We start from the raw sequence: 23,052 nt of genomic DNA, 5'->3' as shown, positions 1-23,052 counted from the left end.
ACTTCGCATGCTTCGACATCGCCTCAGCCGCCTCTTGCCTGTCGCCACAACCCTGGCGGCTTTCGCAACACCCGCTCTCGCGCAGGACTTGTCGCCGATCCAGACCATGCTGGAAACCGTCGAGGCCGCGCTCACCGGTCCGATCGGAATTGCGGTCGCCACGCTCGCCGTCATCGGCACCGGCTTCATGTGCATGATGGGGCGTCTCAACTGGGGCTGGTTCGCCTCGGTCATCATCGGGATCGTGCTGATCTTCTCGGCCGGCACCATCGTTGACGGTTTCTCGTGACATTCCGGCAAAATAGCGTCCTACGAGGGACCCGAACGCGTTGTGCTTCGCAAACGCTGCCTCGGGTCCCTCTCCGGACACACATTTCCTTCTAAGCCGGAATATCACCCTATGGCAGAACGATCCCCCCTTTTTCTGGGACTCGCCCGTCCGCCCAAGTATCTGGGTCTCCCTGTCGGATACCTCGTGGTGCTGGCGACCGGGGTCGTTCTGCCGTTCATCTGGACGAAGTCGATGGTCTTCTTCCTGATTGGTCTCATCGCCTATCCGATCCTCTGGTTCGTCGCCGACCGCGAGCCGCATTTCTTCGAGGTGCTGCGCGTCTCCTACGGATCGGTGCGTTCGACGAAGAACCGGGCCCTGCATGGGGGTGACAGCTTTGGCGCTTGATGCGGGCACACTTTCCACTCACGGAACAGCCCTGCATCAAGCGGGCGGCGGGGAGTTCGCGCGGGAGAGCTATCTCGCCGAACACCTGCCGTATTTTGCCCTCGCCGATGACGATGTGATGGTGCTGCGGGAGGGCGATCTGATGGCGACCCTCCGCCTTGATGGTCTGAACCCGATGACCACTGAGGACGGCCGGCTCGACGCGCTCAAACGCGCGGTCGCGGCCATCGTTGCCCAGACCGGCAACGCTTTCGGCTTCTACATCCACCGGATCTCCGTGCCACAGGATTTGGGGATGCGTGCGATCGAGGGGGACAGTTTCGCCGCCGCGATCGATGCCCGCTGGCAAGCCCATGTCAAAGACCTGCGCCCGGCCAAACGCCAACTCTATCTCAGCGTGATCCGGCGCCCTGACATCTCCGCGCGCATACCGCTCCTGCGCGCGCTGGCCCGCAAAGCCTGGGTCAAGGACCGCGCGACGCGGATGCAGGAGCTGAACGAGGTCATGGGCTTCTTCGCGGTGGCACTTGCCTCGGCGAACCCCTTCAGGCTCACGAAATCGGGCGGCGAGTGGCTGGGCTATCTCAACACACTGAACGCAGGCAGCTTCTCCCCCATCGGCTTCGGACAAAGCGCCCTGCCCCTCTCCCATACCTTGAGCAACTGCCGCGCGACCTTCGACGGCGACGTCGTCACGCTGACCGACGCCGTGACCGGTCAGGTCAAATACGGCGCGCTCTTCTCGATGAAGACCTATCCGGCACTGACGGATGTAACCCTTCTCGACGCGCTCGACCTGCCGCTCGACATCGTGCTCACGAACTCCTTCAGCCCGATCCCGAACAACATCATGGCCGAACGCATCCAGCGCATCATCCGCCAGATGCACGCCTCTGACGATGCCGCCGTCTCCCTGCGGGAACAGCTCGGCCAAGCCGCCGACGACCAGGAAGCGGGCCGCATCGCCTTTGGCGACCATCACCTCTCCATCGCCGTCTATGCGCCAGACCGCGACACGCTCGAACGTGCCGCCGCCCAGATCAAGCGCGTCGGCCAGGAGATCATGTCGGTGATTGTCCGCGAAAACATGGCGCTGAAAGCCACCTACTTCGCGCAATCTCCCGGCAATTTCGGCTATCGCGCCCGCAAGACGCCGATTTCCTCGATCAACTTCGCCGACTTCGCAGCGCTTCACGGCAGCGTCGAAGGACGTGGCCCAGACCAGTCGCCCTGGAGCCAGACGATCTCGGTCCTGCCGACGGTCGGCACTTCGGGCTATCGGTTCAATTTCCACGAGGCGGGCAGCCCAGGCAAGGAACCAACGGTCGGCCATACGCTTGTGCTCGGGCGCACCGGCACCGGCAAGACACTGACCACGGCTTTCCTTGCGGCCCAAGCGCAGAGGGTCGGCGCGCGGCTCTTCTTCTTCGACAAGGATCGCGGACTCGAAATGGCGGTCCGCGCCCTTGGTGGCCGCTACAACGAAATCCGTGCCGGGGTGCCTTCGGGCTTGAACCCCCTCGATACCGAAATCGATGAACGTGGCCGCGCTTGGCTCTCGGATTGGCTTGCGACACTTCTCACACGCAATGGAACTCTCACGGGCGAGCAGTCCCGACACATCCAGAGCGCGGTCTCGCAAAATGCCCATGCCGAGGGCTCCCTCCGGCGCTTCGCAAGCTTTGAGACCTTGTTCCAATCGCTCGATGACGATGGTGAGCTGCAGTCCCGCGTCGCCGAATGGGCCCCGGGCGGCCGCTACGGCTGGGTCTTCGATGAGCCGGAACAGGGTGCCGGGCTTGAACTGGCCTCCGACATCATCGGTTTCGACATGACCGAGATCCTCGACATGACCACCGAGCGGATGGCGGTGCTCTCCTATATCTTCCGCCAGATCGAACGCGTGGTCGAGGATCGCCGCCCCACCATCATCGTGCTTGATGAGGCCTGGAAGCTTCTCGACGATCCCTACTTCGGGGCGCGGCTGGAAAACTGGTTGGTGACGCTACGCAAGATGAACTGCGTCGTGATCATGATGACGCAGTATCCGAGCCAGCTGCGCGACAGCCGCGTCGGCAAGACCATCGTCGAGACGGTGCCAACCCAGATCCTCTTCCCGAACGATCGCGCCACGGTCTCCGATTACGATTTTCTCCGCGTGAACGCCAAGGAGGCTGCCCTTCTCGTGCAGCCCACCATTGGCCAGCGCATCGCGCTTGTGCGCTCGGCGGGCGACAGCGTCTTCGTCGATGCGGACCTCTCAGCACTTGGCGATCTCCTTCCCATCCTTGGCGGCGGCGCCACCGGCGAAGCCCGCGTGCCCGCCGATTGGCGCGCCAATCCCGATTTCTGGAGACATGTGATATGAGTTCAAAACCCCTCCTCGCGCTTTGCGCCGCCGCTAGCCTGCTCGCCGCTTGCGAGAAATACACCGAGAAAACCTCGCCCTGCTTCGGACGCAATGGCGCGCCGCAGGTGACGCGGTCCGCGCTTTCCTTCTCGACCATGGGCGCACCGGCTCAGGAGACGGCCAAACCCGACTGCACCTTCGAGCCCCTGCCCCGTCCGGAATGAACCGCGCCGCGATCATATCCGCCGGGCTCTGCCTCGGTCTTGGTGCCCTGCCCGCGCATGCCCAGGGCGTCCCGACGCAGGATAATTCCGCCATTGGCCGCGCCATCGCCCGGGTGACGGCGTTCGCCGAAGATCTCGGCGTCCAGCGGGACAAGGATCGGACCGAGTCTACGCTGGCCGATGTCCAGGCCGACCAACTGCGCGTCCTCGAAGAGATGACGGCGGCCATCACCGGCCCCGGATTTGATATCCGCGCCCTCGAAGGCAATGCGGATTTTGGCGTAGCGGCGGTCTATCCCAATACCGATCCAAGCCCGATGAACAGCCGTCTCTTCGGCGAGGGACGCGAGACGGTCGAGATGATGATCGTAGAGGTCGCGGGCGAGTTCGCAGGCGCGCCCGGTGTGGCCCGCGCCGGTCTCTCGGCCACCCAGTGGCGCTGCCTCTTCCAGGCCCTGATCAAGCAGGAAAGCCGCTTCAACGTCGCGGCACAAAGCCCGGTCGGCGCCTATGGCCTGACCCAGCTCATGCCTGGCACCGCCTCCGATCTCGGCGTCGACCGCTATGACCCGAAGGACAACCTGCGCGGCGGCGCGCGTTACATTACGACCCAGCTCAACCGCTTCGGCAATATCCCCCATGCACTTGCGGCCTATAACGCAGGCCCCGGTCGGGTCATCGAATATGGTGGCGTGCCGCCCTTTGCCGAAACCCAAGGCTACGTCCGAAACATCTCGAAGTTCTACAACGAATACCTGGCTGTCGTGGGCGGTGCCGACGCGCTCGGCACGCTCTCGCCCTCGGATTTTGCGCTCGCCGAATATGCCAGCATCTCCGAGGCGGGCGTCTATTACGCCGCCGACAGTTCGGCCACCACAGAACAGGTCATCAATCGCCTCCGCGCGATCATCCTGCAGATCGATGCTCAGCCCAACGCCAAGGCGGCCTGGGAGCTCAACACCTACGCCAAGGCCGAGATCGGCCGCATCCTCAACCTCCGCGTCCGGCTGATGGCCGCCAACCAGCAGCGCGAGGCGGCCCACGCGCAGCACCTCGTCGCCGACCGGCTGGCCGAGCGCGACTTCATGCAGATGGGAGTTTCCGAATGAGACATCTTCTCCTGACCGTCGCCGCAGTCACCACACTCGGGCTCGCCTCGCCCGCATCGGCTCAAGGCGTCCCGACCTTCGATGGATCGCAGCTTGGTCAGCTCGTGGCACAGCTCGAACACATGGCCGAGGACCTGAATGTGCAAATGCAGCAGCTCGCCACCATGCGGCTGGAACTGGAAACCCAGCTGTCGCAGCTGACGAACCTCGAGGCGCAACTGACCTCGCTCATTGAAGGCAGCGGGCTCGGAGAACTCTTCGCCACGGTTGAAGAATTCCGAGCGCTGCGCGGCAAGCTGGTGGCCCCGCTCAACACCGCGCAGTCTTTGGCCAGCGGCGATTTCCTGAGCGGTTTCAATCCCGGCGCAGAACTCTCGGCCTCGGTCGAGCGCGTGCTGTCTGGCAGCGGCTTCACCTCGGAACGCCTGAGCACCCTCTCGGGCTCCGATCAGCCCGCCGACAACCGCATCGCCACCTCGGCCGGGGCCAGCGCCATGCTGTCCGTCGCGGCGCAGGAAAGCCACGAGGAGGCAGGCCAAAGCCTCGAACGGCTCGAGACCATGGTCGGGCTCATCGACGACCAGGACGGGCTGAAGGCCGCCGTCGATCTCAACACCCGCGTCACCGCTGAGCTCGGCATCATCCTGACCCAGATCTGGCGGCTGGAAGCCGCGCAAGGCGTCAGCGCCGGCCAGCTGGGCGTCGTCGATGCCGCGACCCTCGCGGACGAGCGCAAATTCCGCTCGATGGCGGTGGATCCATGAGACAATCCATGACCCGCAGCTTGGCGCCAATCCTGTCTCTTGGTCTCGCAGCACTTGTCGTGGCCGCCCTGCCCAGTGTTGCGTTGGCCCAGACCCCAAGCACAAACCCTTCCGGCGATACACCCTTCAGCTCGATGGCCATCGCGCGGGATGAGGCCGACACATGCCGTGTCCCAAAACCCCCCGCCGATCTGGCCGAAACCGCCTATCTCCGCAACGGATACCGTGCGATCCTGCGCATCCTGATTGCCGAAGAAACGCTCGCCTCGGAGAGCTGCACCTGCCTGCTGGATCAGTTCCCCTGGGATCAGGCGCTTGACGCCCTGCCCCGGTTCCAGACCTCGGACAACCCGCGCCTGCCGTTCAAGGTGCTCGATCTCTACGCGCAAGCCGACGCGCTCGAGGCGCAAATCGCGGAGGCATGTGAGGAGTAGATGGGGGTCATTCGCGACATCCTTGGCCAAGTCGACGCCGCGGTGGATACCGTGGCGCAGGACGGCTTTGTCTCCTCGGCGGCCTCGGTCGGTAATGTAATCTCGGCGGGCGCGACGCTCCTTGTCGTCCTCCTCGGCATCAACGCCGTGATGCAACTCCGCCCCCTGCCCTTCGGTACCGGCTTTGCTTTCGGCATGAAGATCGCGCTCGTGGGGATATTCGCGCAGAGCTGGGATAATTTCAGTGTCATCTATGGCATCGCTACGCAGGTGCCCGATTCCGTCGGCGCCTCGATCCTGGCGCTCACCGGCTCGGGCGACGAGGCCGGGGTCTATGAGAGCCTCGACAACATGGTCGCCCGCATCACCGCCTATGGCGACACGATCGGCGACCGCGCGGGCTGGGTCTTCGGCGCGGTTCTGGGTGCCATCTTCTTTGTCCTCTCCGCCGTCTTTGCCGCCGTCACTGCCGGGATCATCGCCTTCGCCCGCATCGTCTTCGCGCTGATGATCGTGATCGCCCCCTTCATGATCGTGACCTCGCTGTTCAAGCCGACCCAGTCCCTCTTCGAGGCATGGACCCGCGCCACCATCGGCTATGCGCTCATGCCCGTCGCCGCCGCAGGCGCCGCCGGCATCATCGTGGCCATCGCCGAGGCCATCGGGGATGCTTCCGCCGATCCGGGCGATGTCGAGACCGTCAGCCTCATCCTGCCCTTCCTCGTCATTCTGATCCTCAGCGCCGGGATCATGGCCTCGGTCCCCTACATCGCCTCCAACCTCACCGGCGTTGTCGGCATTGCCTCGAATGCCGTGGGGCTGACCGGCCTCGCGCGGCAGGGGTTCGTAAACACGCGGGAGTATGGCACCGGAGCGACCTCACGCCTCGTCACCGGTAAATCTCCGCACGAGTTGAACCAGATGGCCAATGCAGGAGTGGTGAAGACAGGCGAGCTGATCCGGCAAAGCCCCGGCGCGCTTCTCTCGGCCGCCAAGGCCTTCCGAAAACCCTGATTTGAAAGACGACGACTTTGAAGAAGCTTGTGACCAGTTCCGCGAACCACGACCGCGACGCTTTCGAGGCGGATTTCATCTACGGGCCCAGGCGGCGCGAGCGCTTCGCCTGGTTCGTGGCAGCCGCCGGCGTGCTGGTCGGCGTCGCCGGCATGGTCGCGGGCGCGAGCCTCTTTCCCCTCAAATCCACCGAGACCTTCGTGGTCGTGGTCGACAAGGAGACCGGCGAGATGGACCGGGTTGCGGCTGTCCAGGCGCTGACGCTTTCCGAGAGCGACGCCATTATCCAGGCGAACCTCGTGGCCTATGTCGACGACCGAGAGACCTATGACCTGACCGATGGCGAGCAACGCATCAACTCGGTGCTGGACCGTTCGGACGGCGACGCCGCCCGCACATTGCGCGATCTCTGGTCCTCTACCAATGAGGACTATCCGATCACCGTCTATGGCCGTGACGCCAAGATCGAAGTGGTCATCAAGTCCGTCAACCAGATCGAGCGCGGCGTGGCCCAGGTCCGCTTCACCCGCACGCTGCGCCGGCCGCGCGACACGCGCACCGTCACCCGGTCCTACGTGGCGACCGTCGGCTACGACTTCCAACCCGAAACCCGCCAGCGCCTTCAGGACGTCTGGGCCAACCCCTTGGGCTTCGTGGTGACCTCCTACCGCGTCGACGCCGAGACCCTGGAGAACTGACCCCCATGAAATCCCTGCCCGCGCTCCTCCTGGCGCTTGCCCTTCCTGTTGCCGCCTATGCCGAGGCCACGCCGCAAGGCGGCCCGCTCGACATCCGCATTCGCACCGCCGTCTATGATGAAAACCAGGTCTACCGGATCGAGACCGATCTGCGGCACTCGACCACGATTCATTTCGGGGCGGGGGAGCGGTTTGAGGCCGTGATCGTCGGCGACACCGAAAGCTTCCAGGTCGATCCAATCCCTGAGCTTGGCAATGTGCTCACGATCAAACCGCATGTGGCCAATGCCTCCACCAACATGACGGTCATCACAAACCGCCGCACCTATTCCTTCCATCTGCGCGAGGGCTCGATTCCGAACCGCACCGGCATGTTCTTCGAGGTGCGCTTCCGTTACCCCGACGAAGAACGCCGCGCGGCGAGTGCAACCCAGCCCAAAGGCTTCGAGGCCTCGCGCAACTACAACTACCGCGTCTCGGGGATCGGCGACTTCCGCCCCAGCCATATCTATGACGACGGGCGCTACACGTATTTCGTTTTCCCGGAGAACGGTCGCCAGCCCGCCCTCTTCAAGGCCGATGACCAGGGCCGTGAGCGCACCGTGAACTGGACCCAGCAAGGCAACACGGTCCGGGTGCTCGGGGTCAACAGCTATTGGACGTTGCGCATCGGCGACGAGGCCATCTGTGCCTGGCGCGACGAGAGCGCCATCTACGTGAGCAACTGACCATGGCCGATCAAACCCCTCCCGATCTGCAAGACCGCCTTGATCAGTTCAGCCAGCGCGGCAAATCCAAACGCCGGGGCAACAGCCTCGGGGTCGGCGCGCTCGCCGCTGCCCTCGCCGTGGGCGGTGCCGGGGTCGCGTATTTCCTGGCCACCGGACTGCAAGAGGGCGATAGTGCGCTCGAGACCTCCGATGTCGAGACCTTCCAGGACCGCCGCCCCGGCACAGGCGGGCGGCTGGAGTTCCCGCCCGACGAGACAGAGCAAAGGGTGAATGACGCGCTGATCGCGGTCGAGGAAGCGCTCGATGTCCCCGCCGCCCCTGCCCCGGAACCGAGCACCGAGGTGCTGGCAGAGATCGCCAAGCTGCGCGAGGCCCTTGCCGCCAGCCAGGCCGCCCGCAACTCGGAAATCCAGTCCGCTGTTGCGGACCTGCGCGAGGCCTTCGACGAGCAGAAGGCGGCGCTCGAGGCGACCCTGACAGCAAAGGAAACCGAGCTTGCCAACCTGCAGCGCCAGACCGAGACCCGCATCGAGGGCTTGCAGGCCATGCTCGATGCCGAGAGGGCGCAGCGCGAGGGGCTCGAGGCCGAGCTCGACCGCGAAGGGTTGATCGCCGATCAGCGCTTGCTCGAAGAACGCCGCCGCCAGGAAGAGGAGCAACGCCAGCGCGAGGCCGAACGGATCGCCGAGGAGCTTCTGACCGCGCAAATCAAATCCCCTGCCGTGGTCTATGCCGACGGTCCGCGCGGCGGCGCGAGTAGCGCGGCGGTGGCCGATCCTGCTGCCGCTGGCACTGGCGGGCCGGTCCTCTCGGGTAATGAGGCGTTCCTGCAGAGTGCGCGCCCGCTCGAGGTGCAGGAGGCCGCCCGCCTCTCCCATCCCGAGCGCACCCTGACCCAAGGGTCCGTCATCCAGGCCGCGCTCCAGACCGCCATCAACAGCGACTTGCCGGGGTCAGTCGTCGCGGTCGTCTCTGAACCGGTTCCGGCGTTTTCCGGGGACCGGATCCTGATCCCCCGGGGTTCCCGCCTTTTTGGCCAATACCGCTCCGGGATCGAGATGCACCAGAAGCGCATCCTGATCCTCTGGACCCGCGTCCTGACCCCGGACGGCACCTCGATGGAAATCGCCGCCGTGGGCGGAGACCAGCTTGGCCGCTCAGGCCTCACCGGTCTCGTCGACACTAAGTTCGCCGAACGTTTCGGCGGGGCGGCGCTGATTTCCGTGATCGGAGCCGCGCCTGCGGTGGCGGCGGAAAGCGCCAACAATGAAACCACAAGCATCGTCCTGGGCGATGTCGGCAGCGACCTTCAGGACGCGGTCGGTTCGGTCATCGCGGATCAGGTCTCGATCGCGCCGACGATCTATGTCGATCAGGGCGCCTCGGTCACCGTGCTCGTGGATCGGGATGTGGTGATCTATTGACCAGGACAGAAAGCCCAGCCTCCTACCTCGAGCGATATCTCGACCCGTTCCGCGACCTTCTGCGGCGCTACGACGTGGTCGAGATCGCGATCAACCCGGACGGCAAGGTCTGGCTGGAGGTCGCAGGCGACGCCACCATGCGCCACGAAGGCCAAACTGTGGATCGCACCACCGCCCTCAACATGGCCCAGACCATCGTTGGCGATGCCAAGGCCCGCGTTTCTGAAAAGAACCCGCTCGTGTCCGGCAAGGTGGAATATGCAGGCCGGCCCCTCCGGGTCCAGGTCGCCGTGCCGCCAGCCATTGATCGCGGTGCCTCGATCACCATCCGCCTCTTCGCGTCGGGCAGCGTCCGGGACTACATACCCACCTATCTCTTCGGCAAGGCCGTCTCGCTCGATACCCTCCGAGCCGAGAAGATGAAGAACATCGCCAGTCTTGCCGAAGAGAACCTCGAGGTCGCGCTGCAAACCCTGGTCGAGGCACGGCTCAACGTCCTGATCAGCGGCGGCACCTCGACCGGCAAGACCACGTTCGCGCGACACCTGCTGATGCATGTGAGCGAGCAAGAGCGGCTGATCACCATCGAAGACGCCTTCGAGCTTTTCCCCGGCCAGCCGAACACCGTCGCCCTCCTGGCCGACCGCGGTGCCGGTTCGCAACGCAGCGCCAACGCCCTCCTGCAGGCCTCCCTCCGCATGCGACCCGACCGGATTATCGTCGGAGAGTTGCGCGGGGCCGAGGCCCTGACCTATCTCGAGGCGATCAACACGGGCCATGGCGGGTCGGTCTCCACCATCCACGCGGAAACCGCGGAACTCGCCATCGACCGGCTGGCGATCATGGTGCTACAGGCTGGCACACCGCTGACATTTGCCGAAGTGCGGGAATACATCCGGAAATCCATCGACGTGATCGTGCAGCTCGGGCGGGCCGAGGGCAAGCGGGGGATTACGGAGTTCTATTTGCCGGGGGAATGACGCCGCTGGGCGGAAATTGACAGAAACCGGATTAGCTGCGTCCAAAATCGGATCGCTCGAAAACCCCCAAATCATAGACTGAAAAACAGCATTCTCGCCAGAACTATGACTGCAAGATGTGCTGTATTCGTGCTATGCCAAAAACCCAGTTTAGCAGCCGCTTTTGATCCTCGAGCGAGGTCATTGGGCCAGCATCCGCATAGTTCGCGACGAATTCCGCATTGATCTGCCGCCACATGTTTATGGCCGCGGACTCAATTGCCTCTGCTGCAAGCGGTGAACCCGGCTTCACCTTCGCAGCCAGGCAATAGGCCGAGCAACCTGCAACCTCGAAACTGACCTGTGCAACGGCGAAGCCAACCTCTCGAAGAAACATCACAAGGTGATGGTCAGGCACGGGAACAGCGTTCTGCTCTGGCATAAGAAGAGGAAATATCTCCGAGACAATCAAGACGCCCTTTCGTTCCGCGAGTAACTTCCAGATGCAACTCACAGCCTCGGCGATGTCAGCGGGGCGAAGTACGTGAAGGACGTTCGTCAGAAGAACGACGTCGGCAGAGATATGCGCCAGTGCTTCGACATGTGGAACTATCGTGATCCCTGGGTCATCGGCATGAAGCTCGGCCAATTTTTTTTCCGGTGTCAGCGACGGGTTCGAACAACGTCCAACGGATCTGTTCCGCCGCACCTGTCTTGCGAATTTCTTTGACAGTTCGCCCGAGGCCGGCACCCCAATCAACCACATCAAGGGTGGTCATCCCGGAGAAGTACTTTTCAAGGAAAGCACCGATCTGGGCGGTCTGCCGGTCTGGATAAGGGCTGGCGCGGGCCGGCGCAGCAGAGCACTCAAAGGCGGTTGCCATTGCCAATTTGACTGTGCTGGAAGATAGCTCTGTGCTCGAGGCTGCTTGGGACAGCAATCTGGCATCGGCAATGTCGAAGAGCTTGTAGGTATAGGCAAGCCTTCTGAAATCATCTCTTAGCCTGGTGAAACGGCGTTTCGGGATTGGCTGCGATGGGCGGCGTACAATGCGGGTAGGTCCGACAGGATCCCGTACATCTTCAAGCTCGACGAAGTAGACGTCATCAACAGCGCGACCGAAGATCATATGTGGGTGATGCGATGCCAGGATGGTTTGAGGCACGTGATTTTTGAGAAACTCCAGCACATCGGAGATGTATCTGGGATGGAAGAAATTCTCGATTTCATCGTAGGCACACACGTCGGGTTGGTCGACCGCGATCTCGGTCATGATCGTGAAGAGTGACTTCTGGCCGTCGCTCCAATCGGGGTAGGGCGCAACCACACCGTTGCCCCAAACCAAGACGAGTTCGATGCCCTTTTCATGTTTGCGAAAACCCAGAGCCGCGTTGGTGACCTTCAAGAAGACCCTGAGGAAGTCATGCTCGGCGACATCCAGCATGAAGAGCGCCTCTTCTTCATCCGGAACCATTTGGTGAACCGACTGCCGATAGGTCTCATTGTCGAGCCATTCTTCGGCCTGAAAATCATCTGGTGCCTCTATCGCCTCCAAGATATGCGGCATGAGCAGGGCAAAAAGCCCGATTTTCAACCTCAGATACTCATCGCCTAGATTGACCTTCTTTCCTGCCTGGACCTCGCCCAGGATGCCAAGCGACGTCATGCGTTCCTTGTGGTGGTGGGGGCGAACGATGTTAACCCTACCTTGACCCGTTGTCTTGAGCTTGAAGCCAGGAAAGCTTTTTGACGACTGCTTGGCTGTTGCCACCCCCTTCAAAGCTCTGAGGATGAAAGACTTCCCGGTTCCGTTTTCTCCGCAAAGAACAGTCACCGAGCCGCGTCCGTCTTCGCTCGGAAGTTTGAAGGTCAGCGGTGAAACACCGGATGCCTTCGGAATGAGAAAGCTCTCGATCAGATTTGGCGGTTCGTTCTTGGTTTCATTCTCCGACACCATGTGCAGGATTCTCCGAGCTTTTCATGCCTAATGACAATAGCGGACGCGTACGCACAGGCCCGATCCTTGAGGTACCCCTAGTTTCCTAGACACCTGCCAGGTTCACGATCACTTCAAACGCCGCGGCCTTGTCCCATTATGACTTTGCCTAAAGCGGCGTCGGGCGCTTTGCCCAAATTCCCCTTCGACGCTCCCAAATGACAATGATTAGGATGGTTACGAGTACCATGTAAAGCTTGCCCAAGACCTGTCCGGCCAAATAGTCCAAACTGCCGAACGCGAGCCAAAGAAAAACCAAGCTATCAACAATCAAGCCAACAGTGCTACTGACCAACGCGGCAACCACGAATCCGCGCCGGCGCAGCGGGGCGAAAACCGCGAAATCTGAAAGCTCCGACAAGAGGAATGCGGTTGTGGAGGCGATTAAGAGCGCTTGGGGGGAAAATATCGCAGATATGAGACTTCCTAATAAAATGGCGGAAAGCGCCCAGTACGCACCGAGATCTCTATGGACGAGATCACGCAATACCAATGCCAGGCCGACCATTAGAACGCCGCTCGGCGCAGATATCCCCGGCAAGACCGGTATCAAGCACGGTCCATTGGGAACGCAATAAGTTCCCACGTTCTGAATGAGCCAGTTCGAAGCTGGTCCCGTCAGCAAAAAGCCAATGTAGGAGAGGACCACACCACCTTTCACAATTCTTGCTTTCCGTCTCGAAATCGATGTCACTCGCAACAGGCTCCCATTTTTATCCTCCGCCCAAATGTACCGCACCTGCACCGACAAAACGGTCGGTGAAGTTCTTGCCGCCGAGGAGGGAGCTTCCTACTCTCCCGAGCACCACCGACGTCATTCCCAAACTTGTGGCAACCATGCAAATCGTCATGGCGAGCGCACCGCTGTCACGCCAAATAAGGCTGGCGCTATTCTCGTAGCAGCTTTCAAGAAATTCGATATCAGCGACGAATTGAAGGGTCGTTCCAGCTGTCGCCGAACAGAGAGAATTCACGCTATCCGAATTCGCATCTCTCACAAGGGTCGGGTCTTGGACTAGCTTGAGGGCGTGCGAGGAAGGATCATAGACACCAACTGGGTCATTCTCCCCAACCGGAATGCAAAGTATCGACAGGACATGCAATCCACCCGCTGACGGACTTGCTCGGCCAACCCACGGGACACCGAACCGCCCTGGGCCTCGACATCGCTCACGCGTCAGGTGAAAGAGAAGGTCTCCCAATTGCTGCCGGGAAACCCGCCCCGAGATTGCCGACCGACGGGCCGCCAGGACGTCCGGCAGACCTACATCCGGAAGAAGTCGCGGCTTCGGAAGTTCAACGACGCCGTTTTCTGGAAAGCTAGCTCTCGTGGTGGCTTGTGGAGGCAGTATCGGGCGAGGCTCATCATCAATAGGCGACACCGTAGATTTCCTTGGTCACCTGATAATGTTTCACGCATCCGCGACACTGGCCGCAGGCCAAATTCCCAGTGTGGCAAGAATGAGCCCATGCCAGAATCTCGCGCGGGACACCTGAATGGCGCACCAGTTCGGTGGTCGTCATTGTAAGGGCTGGAGCCGAGATGCGGATGCCGCCCTCTTGCACAGCGGTCACCCTATCCATTGCGTCGTAGAACTCAGGACGCCCGTCTGCGTGCGTGCCATCAGACGAGACCGATCCGGTCATCACCTCAGTTACGCCGAGAACTATTCCCCGAGCAGCGGCGAAGGTCACGAGCAACTGATTGCGGAATGGCCACCATTCCGGTACGGGGGCGACACCGAGGGCATCGTTTCCCGCCATGTCACCGGAACCAATGGCACGGCAGTCGATCGCAATGATCTCATGCTGCATCCCGATTTCTTTTGCCACTTGGCTGGCCGCAGTAATTTCTGCCTCGGCCGCGCGTTGCCCGTAGTCAATCGTGATGGCAATCTCAGGACGCTGCCAATAGGCGACGGCAATGGAGTCCATGCCTCCGGACAGGAGAAGTGCTCTCATGGTTCGGCCCAAACTGTTTGGTAAATCGCGGTCACCAAGTCTTCGTATACTCGACAGCCAGTGCCCATGGGCATCTTGAGATCTTCTGGCCGCACATTCTGCGCTAATGCAATGACCGGAATTCCTTTCGCCACCGCATAGCCAATCTCAAAAATTGTACCGGCGTCGCCTCCATTCAAAATCGCGAGCACGACGGAACACTCGTCAAGTCCCGCGAGATCTTGTTTCGCGACCACATCGCCCGGACCTACGCCTACATCATGAAGTGGCGAAAAGACCTCAACTTCCATGTGCAAGAGCTGTTCGCGGACCTCTTCGACAATCCAGCGCTCGGCCAAATTGAAGAACGGTGCAGCCAGATAGACTTTGCCGCCTCTCGGCTCGACCGCGTCTTTGACCACTTCGCGCAATGTATCTTTAGGCACCAGTGGGAGAGAACGCGTACCACAGTAATAGGACGTCGCTCTGGACGCGAGATCCGCGGCCTCCGCAGCTGGTTTCTCAAGCTTACCCCAATAATAGGCAAAAGCTGCAGAGAACACATCTCCCGACCCAATCTTCCAGACATTCTCGCTTCGGTATGATGGTACTGGCACAGGGGCCTCACCCCGAACGTGGACCATCGCTCCGTGTCCTCCCATTTTCAGGACAACAACGTCAGCCTTCCATTCATCAAGGATGTGTTCAACGATCTCGGAGGGTTCAGTCCGCCCAGAAAGGCGGCGGCCTTCAAGCCTGTTCAAGATGACGGCCAGAGTCTCAGCGCTGGAACCATTCTCGTGGTATGGCCGAGGATCGAATGCCGATTGCGGATCGTAGACAACCCGGCCCCCGGCAACTCGGGCACTCCCCTCAAGCATGCCAAAACGAAGCACGACGTCTCCTACCACCTCAAAAGGGGGGTACTGAGGAATAGCGTCGGGTCGAGGCGTAATCCTAGGCGTACCGAGCGAGTGCATATATTCAAACTCGACCCCTTCTTCGACCTCCGGACCGGTTGCATCTATCCCGAAGGCTGCAGACAGATTTTCAATTCCCGCTGACAGTGATTTGGCGCGAACTGTATGAAGGGAAATTGTCTCGCCTGTATCAGCTAAGGCGACGGCTGCTCGGCCCGCTGACCCAAATATGTCGTCCCAATGCGGCTCGATGCAGCTTTCACGATATACGCCACCTGCAATTGTAATCATGCAGGCCGGACCTGTAGTGTAATTGCGGCGCCGGACCGGCTTGCAACTTCAGCGACGTATTGGTGTCCGTTTTGAATGCAGTCCACAATTTGCATGTGACCGGTATGGGTCAACGCGCCAGCAATACCGGCAGGCGCGTGAACTTCCAATATGGGACGCGGACCACCTAAGTTCAAAACAACGTCCAACACGTCTCCAACAGCAAGGGTCGAAACAACGGCTGGTCGGGGACTGTTCAGGGGCGCTTGCTGAAAAATGGCGCAAGGATCGGCTCCGCCGCCTCCGGCGCCACCACCCCCTCCGGCACCTGGTCGATTGGGGATCTTCGGCGGCGTGTAATCGTCACGCCCTCCACCACCACCTGACATGTTAGTCCTCCTAAATCCAAAGCACCGCGAACCGCCTCAACCTAGGGGGGAACACACCTTAAGAAAAGTGCTTAATCAACGGATTATGGAATTTACAGCGCCAAGCTTAGTTGAACTGGCTCGGCCTTCGGCGAGAAAACTTCGGCCGAAGGGTCGGCCAGTCTTCGCAGGATTGCGGCAGGAATCTGACGCATGTTCATCCACATGACAGAATCCAAGATGGAAGCCTTGACAGAGATCGCTTCCGCGAAATCGAGGAATGCCGCTTCCAGCTCAAGATAGTGGCGTTCGACAGATTTCCCTTCAGGAAATATCTGCAGTATTCTGCCCGCGCGCAGTATGTGGATGTCCAAAATCGAAACACAATCGCTGTCACGCCAATTTCGGACAATCCAGGAAGCTGTCTTTGGCCCCACTCCCGGCAGCGCTGTCAACGCATCTCGCAGCTCTCTATCAGGGGCCTCTCGGTCCAAACTTCGCAGCGCGCGCATCGACCCTGCAAGATAGGCCGATTTCTGTTTTGCGAAACGGTAGCGAACAAGCCTCCCGTTCAGGTCCAATGGGTCGGCAAGTAGCTCAAGGACGAATTCCTCATCCAAAAGCCGACATGGGCTTTCGGCGTTCACCGCTCGCAGACGTTCATATGCAGCTAGCCCAACTTCTGCAGGAATGCCGTAACCTCCGAGCAGGCAAGCAATCAGCTCCTCCTCAAGGCTCCGACCGAGCTTGTAGTGCGCCGGCGCCTCAACTTGCCACATCCAGGCTTGCGCAGCCCAGTATGCGGGTGAACCGATTTCCTCAGCGAACCCCCAAACCAAGCCATTTATGTCCAGACGTTGATCTGCCGAGGGCAAGTTACGACCGACGTAGCCTGCCTCCGACCTTGCATAGACGGTCTGAATTGACGAGTGAGCGCTAGAATGCATAAAATGCATATATCCTGAATAATCCCCGACGACAATGAGCGACCTGATAGCAGAAGTGGAAAATGTGCGGCAATCCGCTCGAATGAGTCAGGCTGAAGTCGCTCATCAAATGGGCGTTTCGCAGGGACAGTATAGCAAGGTGGTTGCGAACCGCGTCCCATTGGCACCCAAGATGGCTGCCAAGATGAAAGCTTGGCTGGAACAGAACGAATCGACGGCAGTCAGTATCGACCGCGAGATCCTCAAAAAATGCATCGAATTGATGCATTTGCTTCGCACGCGCGTCGAAGCCGCAGAGGAAACCGACAAGAAGAGCGACTGATGTTGCTCGCCCTTGGTCGACAACACTGCGTAACGGCAGGCGTTGGGCGATAATGGCATCAGCTCTTGAGTTTGGGTACCGACACATCGTTTCAAATCCTGGCATCACCCACCCAACAACTCCTCGATGAAATCCTCCTGTCGATCGAGGGCCGCCTCCCATTCCTTCGGCATCGCCGCTTCCCGCTCGAGCGTCTCGGGCTCGGGCTGCCCGCGCCCAGCCTCCATCGTCCTCACGCTCATTGCGCGTGCTTCGCGGCGCTGTGATCGATCCCGGGGCGCGCGTTCGGCTGGTTTCGCCTGCTCGTCTGAGCCGTCCTCGTCACCACCGTCGCTACCCCAAGGCCCCACACCCTGCACGCTCGGCGGATAGGGGAAGGGCTTGCCCTCCTGTCGTGCCAGCATCTCCTTGAAGAAGGGATCATCGTAATACTTGATCCGGCTCGCCTTGATCGGATGCTGGGGCGAGGCGAGGATGATGACCTCGTCGGGGTCCATCAGGCGCGCTTCGGTCTCAGAAAGCAGCGGTCGCTCTTCCAGCCGCGCTGATGTCGAGGTTGCGCCAAGGAAGCCCTTGTTGCGGCCATACATCCGGGTCACTGCCTCGCGGGTGGTGCTGCCAACGGCGGCGGAGACCTCCTTCACCGTCCGCTGATCACGTGGCGTGATGTAGAGCTTCAGCCCTGCCCCGTTCTCGAGGCTTTCGCGGCCCTCGGGCCCGTAGATCCGGTCAAGCGAGGCCAGTGACTGCGCGATCATCGCAACCCGGCCGCCGTAGCTCGCCAGCGAATGGATCGCGCGCTCGAGATAGGGCATGGCCCCCATCTGCTGGAACTCGTCGATCATCATCATGACCGGCCAGGGCTCATCCGGGCCCGGCTCGTTCAGTCGGATCGAGGCAATGAGGTCGGCGAACATCAGGCGCAGAAGTGGCGCGAGGGTTGCGATGTGATCCTCAGAGACCGCGATATAGAGCGACTGCGGTTGCTTCCGGAAGGTCGAGAAATCAAAGTCGCTGGCTTGCGTGGCCGAGCGCACCGCCGGGTTGTCCCATTGCTTGAGACCGGCGGTCATCAGCGCCTGGATGTTCGAGGTCAGCAGCCGCGATGAGGCAGAGGCCGCATTGGTCCAGAGCTCGCGCAGGATGTCTTCCTCGGCCTCGTCTGCATAGGTCTTGTATTGCGCGTTCTTGTACTCGCCGCCCGCGACGATCTTGTTCACCTCGCCAAGGTTCGGCGTGCCACGCTGGATCGCCAGCAGACAGGCCGCGACGAAGATCGACTTGCCGGCCTCGGAGAAGGTGTCGAGTTGCTTGTTGTCCTTATCGAGGAAGAGGTCGGCCAGGATCGAGACCTCAGTGAAGCGCTGCGCGAATGTCCGGGCCTTGGCGATCCGGGCAAGCGGATTGTAGCGATGCGTGGCATTGGCCCAATCAAAGGGGCTGAAGCGATAGACCTCGTCGCCGTTGAGCGCCCGGAGCCGCGCGGTCTTTTCAAAATTCTCGCCTTTGACGTCCAGCACCACGACCGAGCCCGCGAAGCTCAGGAGGTTCGGGATCACGAAACCCACACCCTTACCTGCGCGGGTGGGCGCGACCATCATCACATGGGGGATGGTGGTCGAGGAAATGAACTCGGCCTTGGAGGTCGGCGCACCAAGCTTACCACAGACGAAACCCTTGCCCGGGGCCTGCAGCATGTCGTTCTTCTTCAGTTCCGGCTTGGTCTGCCAGTGAGCCGAGCCGTAGTCGTCCCGCTCTTTCTTCCAAGTCCAGGCCAGCGCCAAAGCACCGAGGCCGATGGCCCCGAAGCCGACGGCACCAAATCCCACCTTGAAGGCCTCGGGATGCGCCGCGCGCGTGCCGGCGCTGGCCTTCCAGAGCGCCAGCATGTCGAAGCTCTGAAACCCGGTTTTCAGGGCCAGGGTCAGGTAGAAGGCGGCGATGATCGTGCCGATGAAGGCTCCGCAGATCACACCGAAGAGAAGTGCTGCCCAGAGGGGAAGTGTCTTGGTCATGGTGGTCATCCGCCTCAGAATTCCATCTCGTCGTCGAGACCGCGGTCCCGACTGAGATCACGCCCCAACTCCTGCGCCTCCTGCTGGCCGCGCAGCCGCGCCACTTCGGTCGCCTTGTCCTGCTGCAACCCGGCGGCGCGGTCGGTGAAGACCTTGTCGCCGGTCTCCTCGAAGGTCATCTCGAGGAACTCCTGCGTGACCGTGATCTGGTCGAGCTTGCTCGGCAGGACCGCGTCCAGCACCTCGTAGTTGCCACGGCGAAGCTCGGCCAAACCTTCCTCACCCAGTTCCTTGAAGAGCTCGGATTGCAGGGTCCGCTCGACCGTGTCTTCCTGCTCCTCGGTGAGCTTGCCATCGCGCAACATGTCGGCGAGGTCCTGCAGGTAGGGATTTGGCGTCCGGTCGTCTTCATCGATCAGCGGCAGGATATCCTGTTCCTCGTCCGCGAGGGTCCGGCCGATCTCGACACCCATTTCCTTGGCGCGTTCCATCAGCGCGTCCATCACGCCGTCGACCTTCTCGAGCGCGGCATCGAGTTGGTCGTCACTCGCGGTCTCAACGCTGAGACCGTCCTTCGACAGCACCGCGTTCATGTCCCGCTCGACCCAGTCCTGTGCCATGCCGTAGTTCCGCGTGCCACCCGCCGCGATCCGGGCCACCAGCTCCTCGCTGTCCATTCCGGCCTCCTCTGCGCTCTCGAGCACATCGCGCAGCCCCTCGTCATTGCCGGACTGCAGCGCGGCGATCAGCACCTCGCTGCCCGCCCCCGGTGGATAAGGTTCTTCGAGCTGCTTGCCAAACCGCGCGCGCAATTCCGGGTCCGGTACCATCTGCGAAAGGTCCGCGATGATCGGCGCGGCCTTCGCCTCGAAGACGGCACGCTCGGCCGGATCCAGCTCCTCGGCCTTGAGCCGCAGCGCCTCGATCGTGCGCTCGGAGTAGTCGATCGCATCACCGACGGTCTTGATGTCCTTCATGTCTATCTCTCCTTCGGTGAAGTTCCACGGCGTGCCCGAGCCAAGCCCGTCCGCCAAGCCGCGTACGGCGCGGGCCATGTGGCGCTGGTCCATGCGGTCCAGCAGGTCGGCGAGGTTCTTGTAGTCCTTGGCGAAGCCCACCACCTGCGCCTGCGCGATGGCGGATTCCTGGGCCGTCAGGGCGATCTCGCGCGGCAGCCTCGCCTCTTCCTTCGCTCGGTAGATTTCCTCGATTCCGGCGGGCTTCTCGAAGATGCCGCGCTCAAGCCGGGTGGTGGCATCAAGCATGACGCCATAGCGTTCCGCGATCTCAGCCTGCTTCTCGCGCATGAGCTGCGGCGACATCACGCCCTCGGCCCAACAGGAAAACCAGGTGCCCTTCTCGACGCCGCGATTGTTCAGGATGATGTGCGCGTGCTTGTGCGCCCGGTCGTCATGGACCGCGAGAACATAGTCCCACTGATCGCCATATTCGCCGCTCTCGAAGAAATGCTCCGTCCAGTCCATCGCGATGTCGCGCACCTGGTCGACCGTCACGTCGGTCGGGAACGAGAGCAGCATGTGCGAGGTGAACCCGAGCTTGGTCGAGCCGCGCCAGGTTCCGGCCCAATCCTCGATGATGTCCTCTTTCTGCGCCTCGCTGAGCACCGCCGCATCGGTCAGCGCGTTGGTCATCGTCGAATAGGTGTAGACCGCTTTGTCGTTGATGTAGGAGATCTGCGCCCCGAGCGAGGCCCGCGTCTTGCAGCCCCCCGCCCGGATCCGTTTGAAGACCGCCGCCCGGCTCTGACCCGACGCCACCTTCAGCGCGTTGCGCGCCGACAGGGAACCAACGTGCGCGAAACTCCGCCCCTGCCGACGGCCTGCCAGCCGCGCGTCGATCCGCGCCTCGGCCTGACCCCGGATGCGCTCATCCTCCCAGAGCCGCCCCATGACCGAGGTGTAGAGGGCGAGCGGATCAGCCATTGCGCACCAGCCTCAGACCGCTCCCGATCGCGCGCGGGCCATCCTCCAGAACGGCGCTCTCCACCCCCTGCCCTTCTTCCTTTTGTGGCCACTCCTGACGACGCAGCGCCTGCGCCGCATCCTTCATCCGGCCCAATTCACGGCTCATCGATTGCGCCAGATCGAGCAACTCGATCAGCACCGCGCGGTCCGGCTCCGAGACCTCCAGCCGACCGCGATGGACCGCCTTGGCGAGCACCAATCCGGCGTCGCTCACATCCTTCGCCTGACGCCATGCGGCGCAGAATTCCGAGACCAGATCACGCGGCACATCGAGGAAACCGCACCGCCCGCGCAGCACCGCATTGAGCGCCTGCGACCGGCTTGCATAGCCCCGTTCGCGCCACTCCGCATCGAAGGCGTCCAGCTCGGAGCGGCTTGCCCGGAACGCCACCGTCTCACTTGGATCGCGCACCGCAATCCCCTCGCCCGCCTCCTCTTTCGCGAGCCGGTTCACGTGGCGCGGAGAGATGCCGAACGCCACCGCCAGGTCCTTCGCGCTTTCGCCCGCCGCAAAGCGCCGCGCGACTTCGATGCGCTCTTCAAGCTTCAGGTTTTTCGCTGGCCTCGGCACGGGTCAGACCCCTCGGACAAAATGTGCAAACATTGGGCATATCCTGCCAACGTCTCTCTTCTCTCCTTCGCTTATACTTCAATACATCACATTGCGCAATATTACGTTTTGCATGTTGTGTCTTTTTGCTGGCATTGGACTCCATCAAGACCCTGCGTCGCGGCACGACATGGAGCGGGACCCGCCCTCATCGATGCGGGACAACCAGGTCGAAAAGTCTTCCGAAACTTATGTTCAAGACGCACGCGACGTCAGGCTATCCGAGCACCCGAGCAGGTTATGGATCGGGCGCCAGAAACACGAATACGGCCCGCGCGAAATAGCACGGGTTACACCCTCTGAGGGCGTCACGAAGCTTCTGCGAGACGGCGTCAGACCCCTGCGGATTCGAAGACCCGCAGGGGTGCCTGGGTCAGTGACCCAGTCCCTGAGAGCGCAGGTTGTCGTAGCGGCTGCGGGCGATCAGCGCCTCGGTCTCGAGGCTGTCGAGGGTCTCGGGATGGGCGTCTTCGTCGAAGGCGGCGAGGTAGTCCTCGAAGGCCATGTCGGCTTGCAGTTCGGCGAGGTCGATGGATTGTTCGAGTGTCATGGTGTGATCCTTTCCGTTGATCGTCGTTGGACGGATCGTGGAAAAGACCGGGGGCATGAGAGCGGGCTGCACCCGGCACGGGGCGGAATGAAATGGAGCACGCCGGGGGCAGGTTTGTTGTGAGCGATGCCCCGCAGCGCTCAAGGCGCCAGCCGTCCAGAAACCTGTCCCCGGCGTTGCCGACCGCTCGACCCCGGGCTAGCGATCTGAAAGGCCAACAGGTCGACGGAAAGGCGCGCGGCGGTGATACTGGTGTGAGACGTTGCCCCGGGATGCATGACGTTGATCTGCGGTTTACACCCTCGCGGCACAGGGTGAGTTCGGCGCCCCTGGCAGCTTCGCCAACACGACCCAGACGCGGGTTGCTCGAATGAGAGAAGGGGTGCGCTTACTTCGTTCAGCGGGCTGCCAGCTCTCCCTGCAGACACTGGGTTCCGACTCGGGTTCGCGCGATCCGCGCTGTCGCGGAGCAGAAAGATCGTGGCAGCATCTGCGACCTATCCAGACTGACCAACTGCGTCCTAAATATGCGGCATCCTTCGGACTCGGGTTTCAGACCCGAACTGCTGCCATTCCTCAGAACGAGAAAAAGCCAGACCGCCGAAGCGGTCTGGCCGTTGGCTTAGGCGGCGTCTTTGGGCCCCCAGGGGATGACGGCCTGCATGGACAGATCGTCCTGGTTCGCGGCCTTGCCGAGGTTGGCGTTGAAGCCGTGGTCGCGGATGGTCAGCGTGTAGTAGT

The 23,052-nt window shown here is 61.7% G+C and carries 23 protein-coding genes; 13 read left to right on the top strand and 10 right to left on the bottom strand.

Annotated features, from left to right (window positions below):
• Nucleotides 1-7 precede the first annotated feature (7 nt).
• From B6V73_RS17965 to B6V73_RS17910, 12 genes are all read left to right on the top strand, one after another.
• Nucleotides 8-289, top strand: a complete 282-nt coding sequence (locus tag B6V73_RS17965; protein ID WP_040181317.1) for a TrbC/VirB2 family protein — start codon at nucleotides 8-10, stop codon at nucleotides 287-289.
• A 111-nt stretch (nucleotides 290-400) separates the two neighbouring features.
• A complete protein-coding gene (locus B6V73_RS17960) occupies nucleotides 401-679 on the top strand; it encodes a VirB3 family type IV secretion system protein (protein ID WP_088726011.1) in 279 nt (92 codons plus the stop codon).
• Nucleotides 654-3,047 (top strand): type IV secretion system protein B4, encoded by a 2,394-nt coding sequence (locus tag B6V73_RS17955; protein ID WP_206185606.1) that lies wholly within the window; start codon nucleotides 654-656, stop codon nucleotides 3,045-3,047. Before B6V73_RS17960 ends, B6V73_RS17955 begins: the two co-directional genes overlap by 26 nt.
• Nucleotides 3,044-3,253 (top strand): hypothetical protein, encoded by a 210-nt coding sequence (locus tag B6V73_RS17950; protein WP_088726009.1) that lies wholly within the window; start codon nucleotides 3,044-3,046, stop codon nucleotides 3,251-3,253. The genes B6V73_RS17955 and B6V73_RS17950 overlap by 4 nt, the downstream gene beginning before the upstream one ends.
• Nucleotides 3,250-4,362 carry a lytic transglycosylase domain-containing protein gene (locus tag B6V73_RS17945; protein WP_088726008.1) on the top strand — a complete coding sequence of 371 codons (1,113 nt, stop codon included), beginning with the start codon at nucleotides 3,250-3,252 and terminating at the stop codon, nucleotides 4,360-4,362. Before B6V73_RS17950 ends, B6V73_RS17945 begins: the two co-directional genes overlap by 4 nt.
• Entirely contained in the window at nucleotides 4,359-5,126 is a 768-nt protein-coding gene (locus tag B6V73_RS17940) for a type IV secretion system protein (RefSeq protein ID WP_088726007.1), read from the top strand. Before B6V73_RS17945 ends, B6V73_RS17940 begins: the two co-directional genes overlap by 4 nt.
• Before the next feature lie 8 nt (nucleotides 5,127-5,134).
• Nucleotides 5,135-5,560 (top strand): hypothetical protein, encoded by a 426-nt coding sequence (locus B6V73_RS17935; RefSeq protein ID WP_088726006.1) that lies wholly within the window; start codon nucleotides 5,135-5,137, stop codon nucleotides 5,558-5,560.
• A complete protein-coding gene (locus B6V73_RS17930; RefSeq protein ID WP_088726005.1) occupies nucleotides 5,561-6,574 on the top strand; it encodes a type IV secretion system protein in 1,014 nt (337 codons plus the stop codon).
• Between the two features lie 17 nt (nucleotides 6,575-6,591).
• Nucleotides 6,592-7,272 (top strand): type IV secretion system protein, encoded by a 681-nt coding sequence (locus B6V73_RS17925; protein WP_088726004.1) that lies wholly within the window; start codon nucleotides 6,592-6,594, stop codon nucleotides 7,270-7,272.
• A gap of 5 nt (nucleotides 7,273-7,277) precedes the next feature.
• Nucleotides 7,278-8,000 carry a TrbG/VirB9 family P-type conjugative transfer protein gene (locus B6V73_RS17920; protein WP_088726003.1) on the top strand — a complete coding sequence of 241 codons (723 nt, stop codon included), beginning with the start codon at nucleotides 7,278-7,280 and terminating at the stop codon, nucleotides 7,998-8,000.
• A 2-nt stretch (nucleotides 8,001-8,002) separates the two neighbouring features.
• On the top strand, nucleotides 8,003-9,427 hold the full coding sequence (locus B6V73_RS17915; protein WP_088726002.1) for a TrbI/VirB10 family protein: 1,425 nt from the start codon (nucleotides 8,003-8,005) through the stop codon (nucleotides 9,425-9,427).
• Nucleotides 9,424-10,407: an ATPase, T2SS/T4P/T4SS family gene (locus B6V73_RS17910; RefSeq protein WP_088726001.1), complete on the top strand. Its 984-nt coding sequence runs from the start codon at nucleotides 9,424-9,426 to the stop codon at nucleotides 10,405-10,407. The genes B6V73_RS17915 and B6V73_RS17910 overlap by 4 nt, the downstream gene beginning before the upstream one ends.
• Nucleotides 10,408-10,510: 103 nt before the next feature.
• On the opposite strand, the gene B6V73_RS17905 is transcribed toward B6V73_RS17910, so the two are convergent.
• The 6 genes from B6V73_RS17905 to B6V73_RS17880 all read right to left on the bottom strand — a co-directional run bounded on the left by B6V73_RS17905 (nucleotide 10,511) and on the right by B6V73_RS17880 (nucleotide 16,838).
• Nucleotides 10,511-11,035: a hypothetical protein gene (locus B6V73_RS17905; protein WP_088726000.1), complete on the bottom strand. Its 525-nt coding sequence runs from the start codon at nucleotides 11,033-11,035 to the stop codon at nucleotides 10,511-10,513.
• Nucleotides 11,013-12,344, bottom strand: a complete 1,332-nt coding sequence (locus B6V73_RS17900) for an AAA family ATPase (protein ID WP_088725999.1) — start codon at nucleotides 12,342-12,344, stop codon at nucleotides 11,013-11,015. Before B6V73_RS17900 ends, B6V73_RS17905 begins: the two co-directional genes overlap by 23 nt.
• A gap of 148 nt (nucleotides 12,345-12,492) precedes the next feature.
• Nucleotides 12,493-13,077 (bottom strand): VUT family protein, encoded by a 585-nt coding sequence (locus tag B6V73_RS17895; RefSeq protein WP_088726042.1) that lies wholly within the window; start codon nucleotides 13,075-13,077, stop codon nucleotides 12,493-12,495.
• A 674-nt stretch (nucleotides 13,078-13,751) separates the two neighbouring features.
• Entirely contained in the window at nucleotides 13,752-14,345 is a 594-nt protein-coding gene (locus B6V73_RS17890) for a 7-cyano-7-deazaguanine synthase (RefSeq protein WP_088725998.1), read from the bottom strand.
• On the bottom strand, nucleotides 14,342-15,535 hold the full coding sequence (locus B6V73_RS17885) for a PfkB family carbohydrate kinase (protein ID WP_088725997.1): 1,194 nt from the start codon (nucleotides 15,533-15,535) through the stop codon (nucleotides 14,342-14,344). The genes B6V73_RS17890 and B6V73_RS17885 overlap by 4 nt, the downstream gene beginning before the upstream one ends.
• A 460-nt stretch (nucleotides 15,536-15,995) precedes the next feature.
• Nucleotides 15,996-16,838, bottom strand: coding sequence for an 8-oxoguanine DNA glycosylase (locus B6V73_RS17880; RefSeq protein ID WP_143597941.1), 843 nt, complete (start codon nucleotides 16,836-16,838; stop codon nucleotides 15,996-15,998).
• 25 nt (nucleotides 16,839-16,863) lie between these two features.
• Here B6V73_RS17880 and B6V73_RS17875 point away from each other — a divergent pair, with 25 nt between their 5' ends.
• Complete coding sequence (locus B6V73_RS17875; protein ID WP_143597940.1) at nucleotides 16,864-17,151, top strand: helix-turn-helix transcriptional regulator; 288 nt, start codon at nucleotides 16,864-16,866, stop codon at nucleotides 17,149-17,151.
• A gap of 104 nt (nucleotides 17,152-17,255) precedes the next feature.
• On the opposite strand, the gene B6V73_RS17870 is transcribed toward B6V73_RS17875, so the two are convergent.
• The 4 genes from B6V73_RS17870 to B6V73_RS20880 all read right to left on the bottom strand — a co-directional run bounded on the left by B6V73_RS17870 (nucleotide 17,256) and on the right by B6V73_RS20880 (nucleotide 22,311).
• The gene (locus B6V73_RS17870; protein WP_088726041.1) at nucleotides 17,256-19,166 is read right to left on the bottom strand and encodes a type IV secretory system conjugative DNA transfer family protein; all 1,911 of its coding nucleotides are present in this window, start codon (nucleotides 19,164-19,166) and stop codon (nucleotides 17,256-17,258) included.
• A gap of 14 nt (nucleotides 19,167-19,180) precedes the next feature.
• Entirely contained in the window at nucleotides 19,181-21,109 is a 1,929-nt protein-coding gene (locus B6V73_RS17865) for a relaxase/mobilization nuclease domain-containing protein (protein ID WP_088725994.1), read from the bottom strand.
• A complete protein-coding gene (locus B6V73_RS17860; RefSeq protein ID WP_088725993.1) occupies nucleotides 21,102-21,722 on the bottom strand; it encodes a helix-turn-helix domain-containing protein in 621 nt (206 codons plus the stop codon). The genes B6V73_RS17865 and B6V73_RS17860 overlap by 8 nt, the downstream gene beginning before the upstream one ends.
• Before the next feature lie 412 nt (nucleotides 21,723-22,134).
• Entirely contained in the window at nucleotides 22,135-22,311 is a 177-nt protein-coding gene (locus B6V73_RS20880) for a hypothetical protein (protein ID WP_168174933.1), read from the bottom strand.
• Nucleotides 22,312-23,052: the final 741 nt, after the last annotated feature.

It is taken from the genome of Thioclava sp. JM3, assembly GCF_002213185.1.
Lineage (GTDB): Bacteria > Pseudomonadota > Alphaproteobacteria > Rhodobacterales > Rhodobacteraceae > Thioclava > Thioclava nitratireducens.
Note: the sequence above shows the minus strand (reverse complement) of the source record. Positions and strands in the feature narration are given on the sequence as shown.

Excerpts from the sequence above, each read along its gene's own strand:
- B6V73_RS17965 (WP_040181317.1), top strand. The coding sequence starts at position 8 with ATGCTTCGACATCGCCTCAGCCGCCTCTTGCCTGTCGCCACAACCCTG.
- B6V73_RS17960 (WP_088726011.1), top strand. The coding sequence starts at position 401 with ATGGCAGAACGATCCCCCCTTTTTCTGGGACTCGCCCGTCCGCCCAAG.
- B6V73_RS17955 (WP_206185606.1), top strand. The coding sequence starts at position 654 with ATGGGGGTGACAGCTTTGGCGCTTGATGCGGGCACACTTTCCACTCAC.
- B6V73_RS17950 (WP_088726009.1), top strand. The coding sequence starts at position 3,044 with ATGAGTTCAAAACCCCTCCTCGCGCTTTGCGCCGCCGCTAGCCTGCTC.
- B6V73_RS17945 (WP_088726008.1), top strand. The coding sequence starts at position 3,250 with ATGAACCGCGCCGCGATCATATCCGCCGGGCTCTGCCTCGGTCTTGGT.
- B6V73_RS17940 (WP_088726007.1), top strand. The coding sequence starts at position 4,359 with ATGAGACATCTTCTCCTGACCGTCGCCGCAGTCACCACACTCGGGCTC.
- B6V73_RS17935 (WP_088726006.1), top strand. The coding sequence starts at position 5,135 with ATGACCCGCAGCTTGGCGCCAATCCTGTCTCTTGGTCTCGCAGCACTT.
- B6V73_RS17930 (WP_088726005.1), top strand. The coding sequence starts at position 5,561 with ATGGGGGTCATTCGCGACATCCTTGGCCAAGTCGACGCCGCGGTGGAT.
- B6V73_RS17920 (WP_088726003.1), top strand. The coding sequence starts at position 7,278 with ATGAAATCCCTGCCCGCGCTCCTCCTGGCGCTTGCCCTTCCTGTTGCC.
- B6V73_RS17915 (WP_088726002.1), top strand. The coding sequence starts at position 8,003 with ATGGCCGATCAAACCCCTCCCGATCTGCAAGACCGCCTTGATCAGTTC.
- B6V73_RS17900 (WP_088725999.1), bottom strand. The coding sequence starts at position 12,344 with ATGGTGTCGGAGAATGAAACCAAGAACGAACCGCCAAATCTGATCGAG.
- B6V73_RS17890 (WP_088725998.1), bottom strand. The coding sequence starts at position 14,345 with ATGAGAGCACTTCTCCTGTCCGGAGGCATGGACTCCATTGCCGTCGCC.
- B6V73_RS17885 (WP_088725997.1), bottom strand. The coding sequence starts at position 15,535 with ATGATTACAATTGCAGGTGGCGTATATCGTGAAAGCTGCATCGAGCCG.
- B6V73_RS17880 (WP_143597941.1), bottom strand. The coding sequence starts at position 16,838 with ATGCATTTTATGCATTCTAGCGCTCACTCGTCAATTCAGACCGTCTAT.
- B6V73_RS17875 (WP_143597940.1), top strand. The coding sequence starts at position 16,864 with ATGAGCGACCTGATAGCAGAAGTGGAAAATGTGCGGCAATCCGCTCGA.
- B6V73_RS17870 (WP_088726041.1), bottom strand. The coding sequence starts at position 19,166 with ATGACCAAGACACTTCCCCTCTGGGCAGCACTTCTCTTCGGTGTGATC.
- B6V73_RS17865 (WP_088725994.1), bottom strand. The coding sequence starts at position 21,109 with ATGGCTGATCCGCTCGCCCTCTACACCTCGGTCATGGGGCGGCTCTGG.
- B6V73_RS20880 (WP_168174933.1), bottom strand. The coding sequence starts at position 22,311 with ATGACACTCGAACAATCCATCGACCTCGCCGAACTGCAAGCCGACATG.